The organism is Mesorhizobium sp. M1342, assembly GCF_040317955.1.
Lineage (GTDB): Bacteria > Pseudomonadota > Alphaproteobacteria > Rhizobiales > Rhizobiaceae > Mesorhizobium.
Genome location: NZ_JAMYLI010000054.1, coordinates 1 through 19,024 on the forward strand (window position 1 = coordinate 1; position 19,024 = coordinate 19,024).

Here is a 19,024-nt window from a genome sequence, read left to right on the forward strand (position 1 = left end):
GGCGCGGTTGGTTTTGTTGTGGCGCACGTATCCCCACGCCATTTTCCCGGCGGGGTCGCCTTAATGCCCCCACAGGTTTCCAATCCGGGGGGCCCAGGTTACCGGCCGCCGCTTCAGGGATGTCGCCGCTACATTCGGCCTCGACCCCTCCGGCGAGATATCGGGGCTCCTCGAACGGCGCGATACCTGGTCCGGGCGCTCCGTGCTGTGGCCGGTCGTCGGCACCGATCTGAAGATACCGGTCGACCTGGCGGCGCTGCCTGTCTATGGCCGCAGCCGCGCCTTCGAGGGTTTCCGCGGCTTCGGCGTCGCCCGCGCCAGCGACGCGGTCGTCGATCCGGAGGCCATCGGTATGGCGCTGGTGCCCAATGGCCAGGCCGCGGCGACGCCGGAACCGCCGAACGCCGAAGAGCCCAAGGCCGAGGACACGCAGGCATCGGATCCGTTCAAGGGCGAGGTGCCGGCGTTGACTATCGTGCCGAAACAGGAGCGGCGCTTTGCCGACAAGGTGATCCGGCTCGCCGAACATCGCCAGCCAGCCAACGACAAGGGTCTGTCGACCCTGGAACGCAGCGCGTTCCGCGAAATCGGCGAGCGGCTGAAGAAGGATAGCGCTCCGGTCGAGCCGCCAGAGGCTGAGACTGCGGAGGCGTCGACAGCGGAGGCCGAGGCTCCGCTCAAGGTGTCCGGCGATCCGATGCACAGCGGCGTCATCCCTGCGTCAGGGCCAGAGAACGAACCGGTCGAGCCATCCGATGTCGATGCCGAAGACGAGCAGGATCTGGCACGGCTTGACGGTCACGCGGACGAAGCCCCTCGTGACGCACGCTCGGGGATGAATGTGACGGGCTCTTTGCTCGACTATGCCGGCCAAGATGACGAACGTGGCCCCGTGGCGGCGGAACCAGAGAACACCGCTGCCGTTTCGCCCGGCGAAAAGCCTGAAGCCACTGACGCGACACATGATGGCCTCGATGACGACAGCATGACGTCAGCAGATTTTCGCGATGCCGAAGACAGTGAGGATTGGGCGCAGCCCGACGAGGAAGCCGCGCCGCCCGACGAGCAGGCGGTTGCCGAGGAAACCGTCAATGCAGGCGGCGACGCGGCGGAAATACGCGTCGAGCGCCCTCGCCTGCAGGTGCCGCCGCTCAAGGCCGAAGGGTTCGTACCGTCGGCGTTTTCCGCCGGAGATGAGCACAAGGCTCCGGACACGTCGCTGCTCGGCAAGCTGCCCGTGCCGCTGCTCATCCATTCCGGGGACCAGTTGCACTATGCGAATGAGGAATTCCTCAGCCTGACCGGCTACGAGGCGCTTGACGATCTGGCGGATGCCGGCGGCCTCGGCGCGTTGTTTGCCGACCCCTATGCCGATGACGGCGTTTCCGACGGCACCGATCGCGCGCTGCGGCTGAAGACGCGTGATGGACAGGAATTCCCGATCGAGGCCATTTTGCGCTCTGTCCCCTGGCGCGACGGCAAGGCGCTGATGCTGGTCGTGCGACGCTCCGGCGAGGATGATGCGCCGGCGAGCCTGCATGTGGTTGGCGACGAGCAGACGCAGCCGGACATTTCCGAGCTCAAGGTGCGCATCGCCGAGATGCGCACCATTATCGACACCGCCACCGACGGCGTCGTGCTGATCGGCCGTGACGGCACCATCCGATCGATCAGCCGGCCGGCTGAAGCGCTGTTCGGCTTCGACAGCGACGATGTGACCGGCAAGCCGTTCGCCTCGCTGTTTGCGATTGAAAGCCAGCGCGCGGCACGCGACTATCTCAATGGGCTGTCCGAGCCCGGCGTGGCGAGTGTCATGAACGACGGCCGCGAGGTGATCGGGCGCGAATCGCAAGGACGCTTCATTCCGCTGTTCATGACCATCGGCCGGCTGCCCAACGACAGCGGCTTCTGCGCCGTCGTTCGCGACATCACGCAGTGGAAGCGGGCCGAAGAGGACTTGACGCAGGCACGTGCGGTGGCCGAGCGCGCGTCCTCGCAGAAGACCGATTTTCTGGCCCGCATCAGCCACGAGATCCGCACCCCGCTCAATGCCATCATCGGTTTTTCGGAATTGATGGTCGACGAGAAATTCGGACCTGTCGCCAACGACCGCTACCGCGACTATCTGCGCGATATCAACCGCTCGGGCAATCATGTGCTCGACCTGGTCAACGACCTGCTCGACATCTCCAAGATCGAGGCTGGCCAGCAGGAGATGGCCTATGAGGCGGTGTCGCTCAACGACACGCTGGCCGAAACGGTGGCGATGATGCAGCCGCAGGCCAACCGTGAACGGGTCATCATCCGCTCCAGCTTCGCTTCGCGGCTGCCGGAAGTGGTGGCCGACCTGCGCAGCGTGCGCCAGATCGCGCTCAACATCCTGTCGAATGCCATCCGCTACACCCAGGCCGGCGGCCAGGTGATCGTCTCGACCGCCTATGAGACGTCGGGCGACGTCGTCATGCGGGTGCGCGACACCGGCATCGGCATGAGCCATGCCGAGATCGAGCAGGCGCTGAAGCCGTTCAAGCAGATCAACGCCCTGAAGCGCGGACGCGGCGACGGGACCGGACTTGGACTGCCGTTGACCAAAGCGATGGTGGAAGCCAACCGTGCCCGGTTCACCATCAATTCGACACCGGGCGAAGGCACCCTGGTCGAGGTGGCTTTTCCGTCGACCCGTGTGCTCGCGGAATAGGTCAGCCCTCTCCGCGGTTCGGTCCCGATAAAAAGAAAAGGCGCCCAAAGGACGCCTTAAGAGATGGGATTGCTGTCACAACGGGGGCTTGAGCGAATTCGGATCCTCGGGGCTGAGGAACGGGATTTCTCCCTCAAGTTACGTGCGACTATCGACGCCGGACCTTAACAACTCCTTACCGGGGCGCCGGAAAATTTACGAATGTGTACCACTCATGAAATCTAGGTAAATTCTAGCGAGATATTTCGTTAACCATGCCGGCTGCCAATTACTCGGCCAGCTGAGGCAGGTTCTTGAACAGCTCGAGCGCCTCTGGATTGGCGAGTGCCTCCTTGTTCTTGATGGCGCGGCCATGCACGACATCGCGCACCGCGAGTTCGGTGATCTTACCCGACTTGGTGCGGGGAATATCCGACACGGCAACGATCCTGGCCGGGACATGGCGGGGACTGGCGCCACTGCGGATCTTGGCGCGGATGCGTTTTTCCAGATTCTCGTCGAGCTGCACGCCGGCGGACAGGCGCACGAACAGTACGACGCGCACGTCGTTGTCGAAGTCCTGTCCGATGCACAGTGCTTCCAGGATCTCAGGCATCTGCTCGACCTGATTGTAGATCTCCGCCGTGCCGATCCTCACCCCGCCCGGGTTGAGCGTGGCGTCGGAGCGGCCATGGATGATGAGGCCGCCATGCTCGGTCCATTCAGCGAAATCGCCATGACACCAGACATTGTCGAAGCGTTCAAAATAGGCCGCCCGGTACTTCTTGCCATCGGGGTCGTTCCAGAAGCCGATCGGCATCGCCGGAAAGGCTTTTGCGCAGACCAGCTCACCCTTTTCCTGCCGGACCGGCCTACCGTCGTCGTCCCAGACATCGACTGCCAGGCCGAGGCCGGGTCCCTGGATCTCGCCGGTCCAGACCGGCTGCGTCGGCACGCCGAGCACGAAGCAGGAGACGATGTCGGTGCCGCCGGAGACCGAGGCCAGATGCACGTCCTTCTTGATGCCGTCATAGACGAAGCGGAAATCTTCCGGCGACAGCGGCGAGCCGGTGGAGGAGATTGCCCGCACAGTGGCCAGATCATGCGTGCGGATCGGCTTGAGACCGGCCTTGCGCACGGAATCGATGAATTTGGCCGAGGTGCCGAAAAAGGTCATCTTCTCGGCATCGGCGAAATCGAACAGCACATTGCCGTCGGGATAGAAGGGCGAACCGTCATAGAGCAGCAGCGTCGCACCCGAAGCGAGCCCCGATACCAGCCAGTTCCACATCATCCAGCCGCAGGTGGTGAAATAGAAGAAGCGGTCGCCATCGGTGAGACCGGCGTGCAGCCGGTGTTCCTTGACATGCTGGATCAGCGTGCCGCCGGCCGAATGGACGATGCATTTGGGAATGCCGGTCGTTCCCGACGAAAACAGGATGTAGAGCGGATGCGAAAACGGCAGCGGCTCAAAAGTGACAGGCTTGCCGGCGAAGGGCGACAGCGCCTCTTCCAGCGCTACCGCCTTGTCGATGGTCCCGGCGACATCGCTCGATGTGCCGAGATAGTCGACGACCAGGATCTTGCGGACAGTGCCGAGCTTGGCCGCGACCGCGGCGATCTTGTCGGCGACTTCGATCGCCTTGCCATTGTACCAATAGCCATCCGGCGCGATGAAGACGACGGGCTCGATCTGGCCGAACCTGTCGAGTACGCCCTGCTCGCCGAAATCGGGAGAGCAGGACGACCAGACGGCACCGATCGAGGCGGCGGCCAGCATGGCGGCGACGGTCTCCGGCATGTTGGGCATCATGGCGGCAATGCGGTCGCCCTTCTTCACCTTGAGCGACAGGAAAAGCTGCTGCAGCCGCGAGGTCAGCGCGTGCAACTCGTTCCAGGACAGCCGGCGCTCGACCTTGTCTTCGCCGCGAAACACGATTGCGTCGCCTGAGCCGGTCTTCTTCAGCAGATTCTCGGCGAAATTCAGTGTCGCATCGGGAAAGAAAGAAGCGCCGGGCATCTTGTCGCCGTCGACGAGCAGGTTATCGCCCTTGTCGCCGACGATGCCGCAGAAATCCCAGATCAGGCTCCAGAACCCTTCACGGTCCTCGACCGACCAGGCGTGAAGCTGCGAATACGAGGAAAACGCTACGCCGGCTTCCACTCCGGCGGCCTTGGTGAAGGCGGTCAAGGGTGCTGCGTCAATCTGGTCTTGCGTCGGGGTCCAGAGCGGTTGTCCGGCAGCCATGATCGTTCCTCCACGGTCGCCATCGCTTATGCATATCGCAGCGCAGCAGAGCAAGATTTTGTTCGGCTGATGCGACCAGATGTGCGCAAATGCCATCGCCGGGCCATAAAGACTTGAAATGCCTCAGCCCTAAGTCGTAGTGACAACTTGAAGTCGTGGTGGCGGCCGGAAGTGTGGTCACGACTGCAGTCGTAGTGACGACTGGGGGTCGTGGTGACGACTGGGGTTACACCCGTCGGGCGATTTGTCGGAATGGAAGCATACGGGGCCATATGCCATCATCTATGATCCGGCGCGGAATATGGGCGATCGGCGCTGCCGTGATCGTCATCGCGCTGGTCGTTGCCGCCCTGCCGCTGATCGCCTCCACCCGTATCGTGCGCGACCGCATCGCCTGGGAAATGAGCGCGTGGAGCGGCTTCCGGGTCGCCATCGACGGTTCGCCGCGCATCGAGGTCTGGCCGACATTCCGGGCAATCCTGACCGATGTGACGCTTTCACAATGGACCGACACCGAGGCGCCGCCTGTGGTCGAGGCAGAACGGGTCGAGGTCGACCTTTCCGCCATGGCGGCGCTGCGCGGCGACGTGGTGTTTTCGACGGCGCGGCTGGTGCGGCCGACGATCCGGGTCCAGCGCACACCTGCCGGCCTTTTCCTGCCCGCTGTCCCCACCGGCGGGCGCATCACGCGTTCCATCGACACGGCGCGCGGCGTGGTCAATGCCGACCCCGCCAAGCCGGACCTCGACAAGCTGCCTACCGACACCTTCGGCACGGTCGAGTTTCGCGACGGCCGTATGGTCGCCTCCATCGGCGGCAAGGACGTCGAGATCCTGAGCAGTTTGAACGGTCAGGCGAATTGGGCGGCGATGAACAGCAATGCGACGCTGTCGGCAACAGGGATCTGGCGGGGCGAAAGCGTCGCGCTGGACGTCGCCTCGGCCAGACCGCTTGTGCTGTTTGCCGGCGGCACGGCGCCGCTGACGCTGTCCTTCAAGGCGGCACCCGCCACCTTCTCGTTCGACGGCACGGCCAGCATGTCTGAAAATACCTATTTCGACGGTCAGGCGAAGTTCTCGGCACCCTCGCTGCGGCGTGTCCTGGAATGGTCGCAGGCCGGCATCGCTCCGGGTGCGGCGATCGGCTCGGTCAGCATTTCGAGCAAGATCACCGCGACCGGCGGGCGCGTCAAGTTCGACAACACGGCGATTGCGCTCGACAACAATCCGGGGATGGGTGCACTGGACCTCTCGCTTGGTGAAGCACAACCGGTAATCTCCGGCACGCTCGCCTTCGACACGCTCGACCTCAGATCGTTTCTGTCAGCCTTCACCCCGCTGGTGCCGACCGGAGGGGCGGGGCCCGGCGAAATCGACACAAGTTTCGCCGACAAGATCAATCTCGATCTCAGGCTGTCGGCGGCGCACGCCACGGCGGGGCCGATCCAGCTCGCCGACGTCGCCGCCACCGCCCAGGTCAAGGATGGTCTGTCCGTCTTCGACATCTCCGATGCCTCGGCCTTCGGCGGCAACATCCAGACCAGCCTTCGCTTCGATCGCAAGCCGGAAGGCTCGCAGGTCGAAATCCGCCTTCTGGCGTCCGACATCGACGGCGGTGCTTTCGGTACGGCGGCAGGGATGACGCGGCTGGTGCCGGTCGGCACGGGCACCGTCTCGGTGATCCTCAAGGGGCCGGGCAGAACCTGGGATTCCATCTTCGACAATGCCGACGGCTCGGTCTCGGCGACCTTCGGGCCGGGTGCGTTGAGCAAGCTCAACCTGCCGGCCTTCCTCAAACATACCGAACAGGGCGGCTTCTTCGCGCTCGACGATGTCTCTGACGGAACATTGCCGATCGACGGCGCCGAGATCAAGGCCACCATTTCGAAGGGCGTGGCGCGGATCGACAAGGCCGAGGCCAATTCAGCGAAGTACAAGATCTGGCTGTCCGGCATCGCGTCCTACGCCGGGCGCGGACTGGCCTTGTCCGGCGGCGTCATTCAGCCTGAGCAGGCGGCAACGCAGGCCAACGGCCAGCAAGGTCCCAACCAGTCGTCGTTCTTCGTCGGCGGGACATGGAGCACGCCGTTCATTTCCCCGATCAGCCGCGGCGTTTCGGGGGAATAGGCCGCCACCGCGCCTCCTATCTTTCACCCGCGCTGCGCGGCCTGCTCGTCGAGCTGGCGCTGCACCTCACGCCGTTTGTTGGCAAGCGAGGCGATGATGACGCCAATCGCCACGACGGCGATCAGAATGGTACAGGCGGCGTTGATTTCTGGCGTCACGCCGAGGCGAACCTGGCTGTAAATCTTCATCGGCAGCGTCGTCGCGCCCGGCCCGGAGGTGAAGCTGGCGATGACCAGATCGTCGAGCGAAAGGGTGAAAGCCAGCATCCAGCCGGAGACGATCGCCGGCATGATAACCGGCAATGTGATCTGGAAGAAGGTCTTCACCGGCGTTGCGCCAAGATCCATCGCGGCTTCTTCCAGCGAGCGGTCGAAGGTCATGAGGCGCGACTGCACGACCACGGCGACGAAGCACATGGTCAGCGTGATGTGGGCGAGCGTCACGGTGAGGAAGCCGCGGTCGAGCCCGACGGCGACAAAGAGCAGCAGCAGCGACAGGCCGGTGATGACTTCCGGCATGACCAGCGGCGCAAAGACCATGCCGGAGAATAGCACCCTGCCCTTGAAGCGCGTGTAGCGGGTCAAGGTGAGTGCCGCCAGGGTGCCCAGCACCGTCGCAACCGTGGCCGAGATCAGGCCAACACGCGCCGTCACCCAGGTCGCGTCCATGAGGCCTTGGTTGTGGAACAGCGAGACGTACCATTTGGTCGAGAAACCGCCCCAGACCGTGACCAGTTTCGATTCGTTGAACGAGAAGACGATGAGCAGCACGATCGGCAGATAGAGAAAGGCAAATCCAAGCACGATCGAGGTGATGTTGAAGCGGCTCCAGGTGGCGTTCATGAGGTCACCTGTCCATTTCCTGAGCGCGCGCCTGGGCCCGCTGGAAGAGCATGATCGGCACGATCAGCAGCAACAGCAGGATGACGGCGACGGCCGACGATACCGGCCAGTCGCGATTGGCGAAGAACTCGTTCCACAACGTCTTGCCGATCATCAGCGTCTGCGATCCGCCGAGCAGATCGGGAATGACGAACTCGCCGACGGCCGGAATGAACACCAGCAGACAGCCCGCGATGACGCCGGGCAGCGATAGCGGGAAGGTGATCTTCCAGAACGCGCTGGTCGGCGGACAGCCGAGATCCTTGGCTGCCTCGATCAGCGAATAGTCCATCTTCTCAAGCGCGGAATAGAGCGGCAGCACCATGAACGGCAGGTAGGAATAGACGATGCCGATGAAGATCGCCGTATAGGTGTTGAGGATGATCAGCGGCTGGTGGATGACGCCGGTGGCGAGCAGCAGCTGATTGAGCAGCCCTTCGGGCTTGAGAATGCCGATCCAGGCGTAGACGCGGATCAGGAACGAGGTCCAGAACGGCAGGATCACCAGCATCAGCAAGGTTGGGCGGATCGTCGCCGGCGCGCGCGCCATGCCGTAGGCGATGGGATAGCCGACGAGCAGTGTCAGGACCGTCGAGACCGCGGCGATGATGACGCTGGTCACATAGGCGTTGAAGTAGAGCGCGTCCTGCGTCAGCCAGGCGTAGTTGTCGAGGCTGAGTTGTTTCAGCTGGGCGAGGAACCCGGAAACTCCGCCGCTGAAATCGAGCGCCGGCGTATAGGGCGGAATGGCGATCGCCGTCTGCGACAGCGAGATCTTGAAGACGATGACGAACGGAATGAGGAAGAAGAACAGCAGCCAGACATAAGGGATGATGATGACCAGTCGGCCAACGAAGGCAGCACCCAGCCTGGCGAGGATGGATTTGCCGGCATTGGTCGTCGGAGAGGCTGATGCGGTGGTGACGGCGGCGCTCGACATGGTCGCCCCTACCGCGTCAGCACGACGCCGGCGTCGGGCCGGAAGGAAACCCAGGCGCGGTCGTTCCAGCTCAACGGATCCTCGGTGATGCGGGCCGCGTTCATGGTGCTGGCGCGCACCACCTGGCCGTCGTCCAGCCTGACATGATAGACGGTCATGTCGCCGAGATAGGCGATGTCGTAGACCTCGCCCTCGATGGCGTTGACCGCCTCGGCCGGTTTCTTCGACGACACCTTGATCTTTTCGGGCCTGATGGCGAAGGTGACGGCCGTCCCGGCGCCGGCGGTGCCGGCATTGTCGGTGCGGATGGTGATGCCGTTGCCGGCATCGATGCTGGCGCTGCCGGCCTCGCCACGCGCGATCTTGCCCTCGAACATGTTCACATTGCCGACGAAGCCGGCGACGAAGCGGGACCCCGGCGCCTCGTAGACTTCGGCCGGCGTTGCCACCTGCATCACCTCGCCCTTGTCGATGATGGCGATGCGATCGGCCATGGTCATCGCCTCTTCCTGGTCGTGGGTGACGACGACGAAGGTGAGGCCGAGGTTCTGCTGCAGGTCCATCAGTTCGAACTGCGTCTCCTCGCGCAGCTTCTTGTCGAGAGCGCCAAGCGGCTCGTCGAGCAGCAGCACTTTCGGCCGTTTGGCGACCGAACGGGCGAGCGCGACGCGCTGGCGCTGGCCGCCGGACAGCTGATGCGGCTTGCGCTTGGCGAACTGCTCGAGCTTGACTAACTTCAGCATCTCGGCAACGCGCGACGCGATCTCGGGCTTCGGCATGCCGTCCTGCTTGAGGCCGAAGGCGATGTTGTTCTCGACCGTCATGTGCGGGAACAGCGCGTAGGACTGGAACATCATGTTGACCGGCCGCCGGTAGGGCGGGATGCCGCGCAGATCCTGGCCATCGAGCAGGATGCGGCCGGCTGTCGGCTCCTCGAAGCCGGCGAGCATCCTGAGCAGCGTCGATTTTCCACAACCAGAGGCGCCGAGCAGGGCGAAGAACTCGCGCTCGAAGATGGTCAGCGACAGATTGTTGACGGCGGTGAAGTCACCGAACTTCTTGGTGACGTTGTCGAACTGGATGTACGGCTTGGCATTCGGGTCGTTCCACGGTGCAAAATCCCTGCGGATGCTGCCAAGCGATTTCATGTCCCACTCCGTCCTGATTCTTGCTTCTTACCCCAGGTAGAAACGGTCCCGGCAGGTGGCTGCCGGGACCGTGTCGGATTGCTTACTGGCCAGTGACGATCTTGGTCCAGGTGCGCGTGATGACGCGCTGGGTCTTGGGATCGTATGGCGAGACGGTGTAGAGCTTCTTTATGGTCTCGGCATCGGGATAAACCGAAGGATCCTCCAACAGTGCCTTGTCGACGAATTGCTGCGAGGCCTTGTTGCCGTTTGCGTAGAGCACGTAGTTCGACGACTTGGCGATAACTTCCGGCTTCATCATGTAGTTGATGAACTCGAGCGCCTCCGCGACATGCGGCGCGTCGGCAGGGATCGCCATCTGGTCGAACCACATCTGCGCGCCCTCCTTCGGCACGGAATAGCCGATTTCGACGCCCTGCTTGGCCTCGACCGCGCGGTTGCGGGCCTGGAACACGTCACCCGACCAGCCGACCGCCAGGCAGATATCGCCGTTGGCAAGCGCGTTGATGTATTCGGAGGAGTGGAACTTCCTGATGTAAGGCCGGACCTTGAGCAAGGTCTCCTCGGCCTTGGCGATATCATCGGGTGACGTGCTGTTCGGGTCGAGGTCGAGATATTTCAACGCCGCCGGGATGATGTCTGCCGGCGAGTCCAGCACGTAGACGCCGCAGTCCTTCAATTTCGCCAGGCTGTCGGGATTGAAGAAGACATCCCAGCTGTCGATCTTGTCGGTGCCGAGTGCCGCCTGCACCTTCTTGATGTTGTAGCCGATGCCAACCGTGCCCCACATGTAGTTGACCGAGTATTCGTTGCCGGGGTCGTACTTGGCGGTGCGCTCGGTTACCGTATCCCACATGTTGGAAATGTTGGGCAGTTTCGACTTGTCGAGCTTCTGGAACACACCGGCCTGGATCTGGCGCGCGAGGAAATTGCCGCTGGGCACGACGACGTCGTAGCCGCTGCCGCCGGCAAGCAGCTTGGTCTCCAGGATTTCGTTGGAATCGAAGGTGTCGTAGACAACCTTGATGCCGGTTTCCTTGGTGAAATCGTCGATGATCGAACTGTCGATGTAGTCGGACCAGTTGAAGACGTTGACGACACGATCCTCGGCGTGACCGCCGACGGTGAACAATGTCAGGAATGCCGAGGTTGCCGAAAGCCAGAGCGCTTTGCGGATCATGCTATTCTCCTTTGATGAGTGTTCCTTCACCGGCTCGTCGCGATATCAGCGCGACCGGCATTTTCTTCAGACTATTGAGCTTTCCAAGGGGCGACAAGCGCGAACTGCCGAGACCATGCAGGCGGTTCGATGAGATGGCTCGATGCCCCTGAGGCGGCCTGGGAGGCATACCGTCATAGGCTTTCGCCGTGGCGCGGGCAGAGATACGACGATATGGTCCGGTCTCGATCGGACCGGCTGGGAGACTTGGCAAGATACGCCTGTCTTGTTGTTGCCGTATTCCCAGCCTGCCCGTGCTGCAGCGACGTTGTCAATGGCAAAGCTGCAGGCCGCTTCAATTAGGCGACGGCACCCCGGTGACCCCGGCGCGTTCGGGCCGTGCCTGGCGCTTGAATTCGAGCCCGATATGGACGAGCAGCGCCGTGACAACCACCGCGCCACCGATGATGGTGCGCCCCGACGGCACCTCGGAATGGATGAGCCAGACCCATATCGGACCGAGGATCGGTTCGAACGTGCCGAGCAGCGCCGCGATGGCCGCCGGTATCAGCCGCGCGCCGGTGGCGAAGAAGGCGAGGCCGAGACCGAGATTGACCACGCCGAAGGCAAACAGAAAGCCCATGTCGCTGACCGACACGGCGAAGGTCGATGCCTGCGAGACGGCAAAGCCGGCCGCGAGCATGGTGCCGAGGCACGTCGCCGGCGTCATGCGCACGCCGGAAAACCGCCGGGTGATGACGGTGGCGACCGAGAACATGACCGCGATCAACAGCGCCAGCCCATCGCCTATGGGCGAGACGGCGCCATCAAGCGATTCCGACACCATGATGGCGACGCCGGCAATGACGGCGGCAATCGCCACCCAGGTCGCGGCACCAACCCTTTCGCGGAACAATGCCCAGGCAAACAGCGCCGCCAGAAGCGGCACGCCGGCCTGCATCAACAGGATGTTGGCGACGGTGGTGTAGGCCAGCGCCACGACGAAGGCGGTCGATGCGGTGGCAAAGCAGATCCCGACGGCAAGGCCGGGCAGACCCATGTCGCGGAACAGCTTCAGCGTCCCACGCCAGCCGTCGCGCCAGACCATGAAGCAGACCAGGAAGGCGGCTGCCCAGACGGAGCGCCAGAAAATGACCGTCCAGCTGTCACCGACAGTGATGAAGCGGGCGATGGTGCCGCCGAAACTCCACATCAGCGCCGACAGGAAGACCAAAAGCATGCCGACGCGTTCCTCGCGCGGCGAGACGGCTGGCGATGCGACGATCGGCGATGCGGTATCGATCATGAGCGCGACTGTCGGGCTTTTGTGGACGGGACGATGCGCAAGGGACGACAAAAAGATGCTCTGTTCGCGTAACGCAAAGGCGCAGGCCGGAACTGAGCCAGCGGCCGGCGACAATTGTGGCACCTTGCTCCTATTTCAGAGGAACACGGCTACTGGAAATCGAAGGCACTCAGGCCCGTCACCATCTCGTCGAGGCCGAGCGGGCGCGTCACCGGCGGCTCGGCGCGCGCCAGGCAGCCGACGCGTTCGCAAAGCCGGCAGGCAGGCCCGACCGGCGTCGCCGCGATACTGCCGGCCTTTGCGGTGATTGCCGCACCGGGTAATGCCGCGCCATAGACGATGTCGTCACGAAAGCCGATGTCGCAGCCAAGCAGCAATGCGGTGCGGCGCGGGCGTTCCGAGAACGCGCCTTGCGGCCCTTCCAGTGTGCGGGCGATGCACAGGAACTCGGCGCCGTCGGGCATTTCCACCGTCTCGACAAATATCTGGCCGGGTTGGGTGAAGGCAACATGCACGGGCAGCTTGGGACAGCCGCCGCCAAAGCGGCTTTGTGGAAACCCCTGGCTGCCGGCCTTGCGGAAGCGGTTGCCTGCATTGTCGACCTCCAGCATGAAGAACGGCACGCCGGAGACACCCTGCCGCTGCAGCATGGTCAGCCGGTTGGCTGCCTGTTCGAAGGAGACCCCGAAGCGCGAACGCAGGACATCGATGTCGTAGCGGGCGCGCACGGCAGCCGCATGAAAGGCCTGATAGGGCATCATCAGCGCATGCGCCGCATAACGGCCAAGTTCGAAGCGGGCCAGGCGGCGCGCCTCGTCGGTGCTCAGCTTGAGCGCCTGGATCTCGCCGGCGACCGCGACCGTCATGCGGATCAGGCAGGCCTCCATAGCGACTTCGCGCAACTGGTCGAACGGCGACAGCCGTTCGGACAGGAACAGGCGCTGCGAATGACGATCATAACGGCGGCGCCAGTTCGGCATGGTCGCGACCGGCAGCACCTTGACCACGATGCCATATTCGCGCTTCAGCCAGGCCTTCAGCGCGCCGAACAGATCGTCGCCGGGATCGAGCACCGAGGTGAACGCCGCGGCCTCCTCCTCGAGGGCAGCAAAATGGTTCGGCCGGCGCTCGAAAATCTCGTGCACCTCGTCGATCGGCAGGCGGGCGCCGGAAAGCGCCGTCGCCCGACCTTCGCGCGCCAAAAGCTCGTTGAGATCGGACAGGCGCTCGGCCTGCTCGCGATAGGCGCGGAACAGTTTTATCACCGCCGCGGACGCATTGGGCGCCGCCTCGGCAAGCTCGATCAGTTCCTGATCACCCGGCAACTCGCCGACCAGCAGAGGGTCGGTGAACACTTCCTTCAAGGCAGCGACAGATCCCCTCGCCTCGCCCTGCAGCTCGTGTGGATCGACCTTGTAGACGGAGGCCAGCCTGAGGATCAGCTGCACCGTCAGCGGCCGCTGGTTGCGCTCGATCAGATTGAGATAGGATGGCGAAATGCCAAGACCCTCGGCCATCGCCGTCTGGGTCAGGCCCTTGGCGTTGCGGATGCGGCGGATGCGCGGCCCGGCGAAGATCTTCTGGTCAGCCACGGACTGTCCTTTACAGCATTTACACGAATTTTCTGGGCTTTGGCCTTTTACAACAATGACAAATTTACAATGCACCTCTGTCAAACACAACACAGGTTTTCTCTTATATTCTGCCGGCTTTGTGGATTTATGTGGCTGATTTCGCGCAGAAATGTAAATCCAGTCATACCCAACGACCCCAAATTCTTGACGCCTTGACACAGATCAGCAATCCCTCGGAGTGACCAATGACTGATTTTTACAACCTCGTCCCATCGGCCCCGGAAGGTCGCTTCGACGGTATCGAACGGCCCTACTCCGCGGCGGATGTGAAGCGCCTGCGCGGTTCGGTGCAGATCCGCCAGAGCCTCGCCGAAATGGGCGCCAACCGGCTGTGGAAGCTGATCCACGAGGAGGACTTCGTCAACGCGCTCGGCGCCATGTCCGGCAATCAGGCGATGCAGCAGGTGCGCGCCGGGCTGAAGGCGATCTACCTGTCGGGCTGGCAGGTTGCCGCCGACGCCAACACGGCTGGTGCGATGTATCCGGACCAATCGCTCTACCCGGCCAATGCGGCGCCCGAACTGGTCAAGCGCATAAACCGCACGCTGCAGCGCGCCGACCAGATCGAGACCTCCGAAGGCAACGGGCTTTCGGTCGAGACCTGGTTCGCGCCGATCGTTGCCGACGCGGAAGCCGGCTTCGGCGGACCGCTCAACGCCTTCGAAATCATGAAGGCCTTCATCGAGGCGGGCGCCGCCGGCGTCCACTATGAGGATCAGCTTGCGTCGGAAAAGAAATGCGGCCATCTCGGCGGCAAGGTGCTGATCCCGACCGCGGCGCACATCCGCAACCTCAATGCCGCGCGCCTGGCGGCGGACGTGATGGGCACGCCGACCCTGGTCGTCGCGCGCACCGATGCGGAAGCCGCCAAGCTGCTCACCTCCGACATCGACGAACGCGACCAGCCTTTCGTCGACTACGACGCCGGGCGCACGGTGGAAGGTTTCTACCATGTCAGGAACGGCATCGAGCCCTGCATCGCCCGCGCCATCGCCTATGCGCCTTACGCGGATCTGATCTGGTGCGAGACCTCGAAACCCGACCTGGCACAGGCCAGGAAATTCGCTGAGGGCGTGCGCAAGCATCATCCCGACAAGCTGCTCGCCTACAATTGCTCGCCCTCGTTCAACTGGAAGAAGAACCTCGACGACGCGACGATCGCCAGATTCCAGAAGGAGCTCGGCGCCATGGGCTACAAGTTCCAGTTCATCACGCTCGCTGGCTTCCACCAGCTCAATTACGGCATGTTCGAACTGGCGCGCGGCTACAAGGCGCGGCAGATGGCGGCCTATTCCGAGTTGCAGGAAGCGGAGTTCGCGGCCGAAGCCAATGGCTACACCGCGACCAAGCACCAGCGCGAGGTCGGCACCGGCTATTTCGACGCCGTGTCTATGGCGATCACCGGCGGCAAGTCGTCGACCACCGCCATGCATGAATCGACCGAGCATGCGCAGTTCAAACCAGCCGCGGAATAGCGGATCACAGAAATACAGAGGAAACGCCCAACAGGGCTTGGAACACAAGGAGAAGACCAATGGCATCGATAAGCCGCGTCAAGGAACGCGCCGAGGAACAGTCGACGACGATGAGCGTCGACCAGCAAGCGACGATCCGCATGCTGGCCAACGACCTGCACCGCCTCAACCAGTCGGTGATGAAGGCGGTCGAGGCGGGCGTCTCGGTCGAGCTCGTGCGCTCGGCACGACATCACGGCGGCGACGGCAACTGGGGCGATCTGCTGATCCCGGTGATCGTCACGCAGCAGAGCCACGGCTGACCGAAATCCATGCAACCGACCCTTCACCTGCGCAGCCTCTGCGCAGGTGAATTTTCTTTTCATCAAGCTCACGTGTGGACAGTTGAGTACAGTAGCGTTGCTTGAAATTCACTGCTCCCGGCGATGATTTAGGGTACTTTTATTTCAACTTGACATAGGCTCCGATCTCACGCCAATTGCGCTCCGGATTCAACTCTGCATTGAAATAGGGGCGAGCTTCTTGGCCGACTTGTGTGCCCGGTGAACCGCGAAGGCGAGACTCCAAGACATCCGAATCTGGCGACCCGTGACTCGAGTGCCGAGGCGATCCGTGATCCGTCACAGGTGCTTGTCGTCGGGAAATCGCCAATCAATCGCGTGGTGATTTCAAAGATCGTCGAGCGATCCGGGCTCAAGCCGATTTCGGAATCTCCCGACACGGCGGCAAGGATCTTGCGGTCCCTCATTCCCGGTGTGGTTGTCCTTGACGGCGGCGCCGACAACAAGGACTGCGACAACCTGATGTCCAGCATCGACGCGTTGCGCCGCGCCTCGGGCAAATCGCTGCCACCGGTAATCCTGCTGTCAACCAAGAATGGCGCGACGGAAAGTCTGGGCCTGTCTGGTATCATCGACGTGGTGGTCGCCAAGCCGATCACGCCCGAACGGTTGCAACCGGTGATCGATCGCCTCATCGGCCGCTAAGCTAATTGCGGGAAAGTGTGTAACGGTTTTTCCGTCCGGAATTGAGCAAATTAGGTAAGGCCCGGCAATCACGGATCGATGATGCTTTCGATCAATCCGGGCAGTTGTCCGAGATCGGATATCTGGCGGAACCTCGATTCGGTTACCGGCGCTTCGATATGCTCCAGCACCCAGGTCAGTTCGTGCGGCACATGGACACCCCAGCCGCCGGCCTCGATGGCCGGCACCACATCCGACTTCAGCGAGTTGCCGACCATCATGCTTTTCGCCGGACCATCGCCGTGGCGGTTGAAAAGCCTGCTATAGGTGGCTGCATTCTTGTCGCTGACGATCTCGACCGCGTCGAACAGATCGCCAAGGCCAGAGCCAGCCAGCTTGCGCTCCTGATCGAAGAGGTCGCCCTTGGTGATCAGCACGAGCCGGAATGCGCCGGCAAGCTTTTCGACCGTCTCGCGGGCGTGCGGCAAGGCCTCGATCGGATGGCTCAGCATTTCGCGGCCAGCATCGAGAATCTCTGCTATGACCGAGGCCGGTACGCGGCCTTGCGTGACCTCGATCGCCGTCTCGATCATCGACAGGGTAAATCCCTTGATGCCGAAGCCATAGACGGCGAGGTTGCGCCTTTCGGCCTCCAGCAATCGTGCCGAGATATGCTCGGCTTCGCCATGGTCGACGAGCATGGCGGCAAAGCGCTTTTCCGTCAGCCGGAAGAACTGCTCGTTCTGCCACAGCGTGTCGTCGGCATCGAATCCGATCGTCGTCAGTTTGCCGTTGGGCCGCATTCAATTTCTCGATTAAGATTTGGGCCTCGATTGGAATTGCCCCGGCCGAAACTAGGCCGATTGGCGTGATTTTCAACCGCACCGGCCAATGCCCGACGCGGCTCCCCTTCCCTTCCATAGGAGGGCACGGCTATACTCCACAATCCGCAACCCAATCTGGTGAATGATGCCGCCTGCAAAAAAGGAAGTCCGTCCGTCGAGCCGCGGAGGACGCGCCCGCACGCCTGCCTTCGTGAAAAACCAACGGGGCGTCAAGAACTGGAAGGAAGTCAGCGCCTGGCTGGAGTGGCGCGGCATCGAGGATATCGAGTGCATCACGCCCGATCAGGCAGGCGTTGCGCGTGGCAAGATGATGCCATCGAAGAAATTCACCTCCAACACCTCGCTGGCACTGCCTTCGGCTGTCTTCATGACGACGATCTCCGGCGGCTACCCCGAGGATGGCAATGGCTTCCATTATCCGGAAGACGACGGCGACCTCAAACTGATGCCGGACCTGTCGACGCTGACGGTGGTGCCCTGGGAAGAAGACCCGACGGCCGCGGTCATCTGCGATCTCGTCCACCAGGACGGACGCTCGGTCGAGTTCACGCCGCGCAACGTGTTGAAGCGTGTGGTGGCTGCCTATGACAAGCTCGGCCTTAAGCCAGTGGTGGCGCCCGAGATCGAATTCTACCTGGTGCGCAAGAATCCCGATCCGGACTATCCGCTGACCCCGCCTGTCGGCCGGTCGGGACGCGCAATCGGCGGCGGCGCCGGCTATTCGATCGCCGGTGTCAACGAATTCGACGAACTGATCGACGACATCTACCATTTCTCCGAAAGCCAGGGCCTGGAGATCGATACGCTGATCCACGAGGAAGGTGCCGGGCAATTGGAGATCAATCTGCGCCATGGCGACCCGATCGAGCTGGCCGATCAGGTGTTCATGTTCAAGCGTACCATTCGCGAGGCAGCACTCAAGCACGAGATCTACGCCACCTTCATGGCCAAGCCGATCCAGGGGCAACCCGGCTCCGCCATGCACATCCATCAGTCGATCATCGACAAGAAGACCGGACAGAACATCTTTTCGGCCGCTGACGGCTCGGAAACCGACGATTTTTTCCACTTTATCGGCGGCATGCAGAAGCATGTGCCGAACGCGCTGGTGATGTTCGCGCCCTACGTCAATTCCTACCGCCGGCTGACACAGGCGGCGTCGGCGCCGGTCAACAACAAATGGGGCTATGACAACCGCACCACGGCATTTCGCGTGCCACGTTCGGATCCGGCGGCTCGGCGCGTCGAAAACCGCATCCCGTCCTCCGATGCCAACCCCTATCTAGCGCTTGCGGCATCGCTTGCCTGTGGGCTGATCGGCATCACCAACAAGATTAAGGCCGAGCCCCCCGTCCTCACAACGGCCAATGCCGACGAGATCGACCTGCCGCGCGGCCTGCTCGAAGCCGTCGACCTGTTCGAGGGCGACGAGGAACTCTGCGCGCATCTGGGCAAGTCCTTCGCCGCCACCTATGCGGCGATCAAACGGGCGGAGTTCGAGACCTTCATGGAAGTGATCAGCCCGTGGGAGCGGGAGTATCTGCTGCTGAATGTTTAGGGGAGTAGGGGAGTAGGGGAGTAGGGGAGTAGGGGAGTAGGGGAGTAGGGGAGTAGGGGAGT

14 protein-coding genes are annotated in these 19,024 nt (G+C 62.7%); 6 read left to right on the forward strand and 8 right to left on the reverse strand.

Features of this window, described 5'->3' with window-relative positions; all coding sequences use genetic code 11:
* Positions 1–202 precede the first annotated feature (202 nt).
* Positions 203–2,698, forward strand: a complete 2,496-nt coding sequence (locus NKH06_RS31535) for a PAS domain-containing sensor histidine kinase (RefSeq protein ID WP_352895073.1) — start codon at positions 203–205, stop codon at positions 2,696–2,698.
* 268 nt (positions 2,699–2,966) lie between these two features.
* On the opposite strand, the gene NKH06_RS31540 is transcribed toward NKH06_RS31535, so the two are convergent.
* Positions 2,967–4,925 carry an acetoacetate--CoA ligase gene (locus NKH06_RS31540; RefSeq protein ID WP_352895074.1) on the reverse strand — a complete coding sequence of 653 codons (1,959 nt, stop codon included), beginning with the start codon at positions 4,923–4,925 and terminating at the stop codon, positions 2,967–2,969.
* 272 nt (positions 4,926–5,197) lie between these two features.
* On the opposite strand from NKH06_RS31540, the gene NKH06_RS31545 reads away from it, so the two are divergent.
* Positions 5,198–7,051 carry an AsmA family protein gene (locus tag NKH06_RS31545; RefSeq protein ID WP_352440788.1) on the forward strand — a complete coding sequence of 618 codons (1,854 nt, stop codon included), beginning with the start codon at positions 5,198–5,200 and terminating at the stop codon, positions 7,049–7,051.
* Between the two features lie 23 nt (positions 7,052–7,074).
* On the opposite strand, the gene NKH06_RS31550 is transcribed toward NKH06_RS31545, so the two are convergent.
* The 6 genes from NKH06_RS31550 to NKH06_RS31575 all read right to left on the reverse strand — a co-directional run bounded on the left by NKH06_RS31550 (position 7,075) and on the right by NKH06_RS31575 (position 14,077).
* Positions 7,075–7,893 (reverse strand): ABC transporter permease, encoded by an 819-nt coding sequence (locus NKH06_RS31550; RefSeq protein ID WP_013530251.1) that lies wholly within the window; start codon positions 7,891–7,893, stop codon positions 7,075–7,077.
* Between the two features lie 4 nt (positions 7,894–7,897).
* Positions 7,898–8,872, reverse strand: a complete 975-nt coding sequence (locus tag NKH06_RS31555; protein ID WP_023809176.1) for an ABC transporter permease subunit — start codon at positions 8,870–8,872, stop codon at positions 7,898–7,900.
* 8 nt (positions 8,873–8,880) lie between these two features.
* Complete coding sequence (locus NKH06_RS31560) at positions 8,881–10,020, reverse strand: ABC transporter ATP-binding protein (RefSeq protein WP_013530249.1); 1,140 nt, start codon at positions 10,018–10,020, stop codon at positions 8,881–8,883.
* Positions 10,021–10,102: 82 nt separating this feature from the next.
* A complete protein-coding gene (locus NKH06_RS31565; RefSeq protein WP_352440789.1) occupies positions 10,103–11,200 on the reverse strand; it encodes a polyamine ABC transporter substrate-binding protein in 1,098 nt (365 codons plus the stop codon).
* A 334-nt stretch (positions 11,201–11,534) separates the two neighbouring features.
* Complete coding sequence (locus NKH06_RS31570) at positions 11,535–12,485, reverse strand: DMT family transporter (RefSeq protein ID WP_352867944.1); 951 nt, start codon at positions 12,483–12,485, stop codon at positions 11,535–11,537.
* Between the two features lie 149 nt (positions 12,486–12,634).
* On the reverse strand, positions 12,635–14,077 hold the full coding sequence (locus NKH06_RS31575; protein WP_023809179.1) for a helix-turn-helix domain-containing protein: 1,443 nt from the start codon (positions 14,075–14,077) through the stop codon (positions 12,635–12,637).
* 227 nt (positions 14,078–14,304) lie between these two features.
* Between NKH06_RS31575 and aceA the strand changes: the two genes are divergently transcribed.
* From aceA to NKH06_RS31590, 3 genes are all read left to right on the forward strand, one after another.
* Positions 14,305–15,594: an isocitrate lyase gene (gene aceA, locus NKH06_RS31580; RefSeq protein WP_352555020.1), complete on the forward strand. Its 1,290-nt coding sequence runs from the start codon at positions 14,305–14,307 to the stop codon at positions 15,592–15,594.
* A gap of 59 nt (positions 15,595–15,653) precedes the next feature.
* Complete coding sequence (locus NKH06_RS31585) at positions 15,654–15,896, forward strand: SMc00767 family acetate metabolism repressor (protein WP_006202762.1); 243 nt, start codon at positions 15,654–15,656, stop codon at positions 15,894–15,896.
* 231 nt (positions 15,897–16,127) lie between these two features.
* Positions 16,128–16,580 carry a response regulator gene (locus NKH06_RS31590; RefSeq protein WP_352895077.1) on the forward strand — a complete coding sequence of 151 codons (453 nt, stop codon included), beginning with the start codon at positions 16,128–16,130 and terminating at the stop codon, positions 16,578–16,580.
* A gap of 68 nt (positions 16,581–16,648) precedes the next feature.
* Here NKH06_RS31590 and NKH06_RS31595 read toward each other — a convergent pair whose 3' ends face one another.
* Positions 16,649–17,362: an HAD family hydrolase gene (locus NKH06_RS31595; RefSeq protein WP_352895079.1), complete on the reverse strand. Its 714-nt coding sequence runs from the start codon at positions 17,360–17,362 to the stop codon at positions 16,649–16,651.
* A gap of 163 nt (positions 17,363–17,525) precedes the next feature.
* Between NKH06_RS31595 and NKH06_RS31600 the strand changes: the two genes are divergently transcribed.
* Positions 17,526–18,962 (forward strand): glutamine synthetase family protein, encoded by a 1,437-nt coding sequence (locus NKH06_RS31600; protein WP_027035719.1) that lies wholly within the window; start codon positions 17,526–17,528, stop codon positions 18,960–18,962.
* Positions 18,963–19,024: the final 62 nt, after the last annotated feature.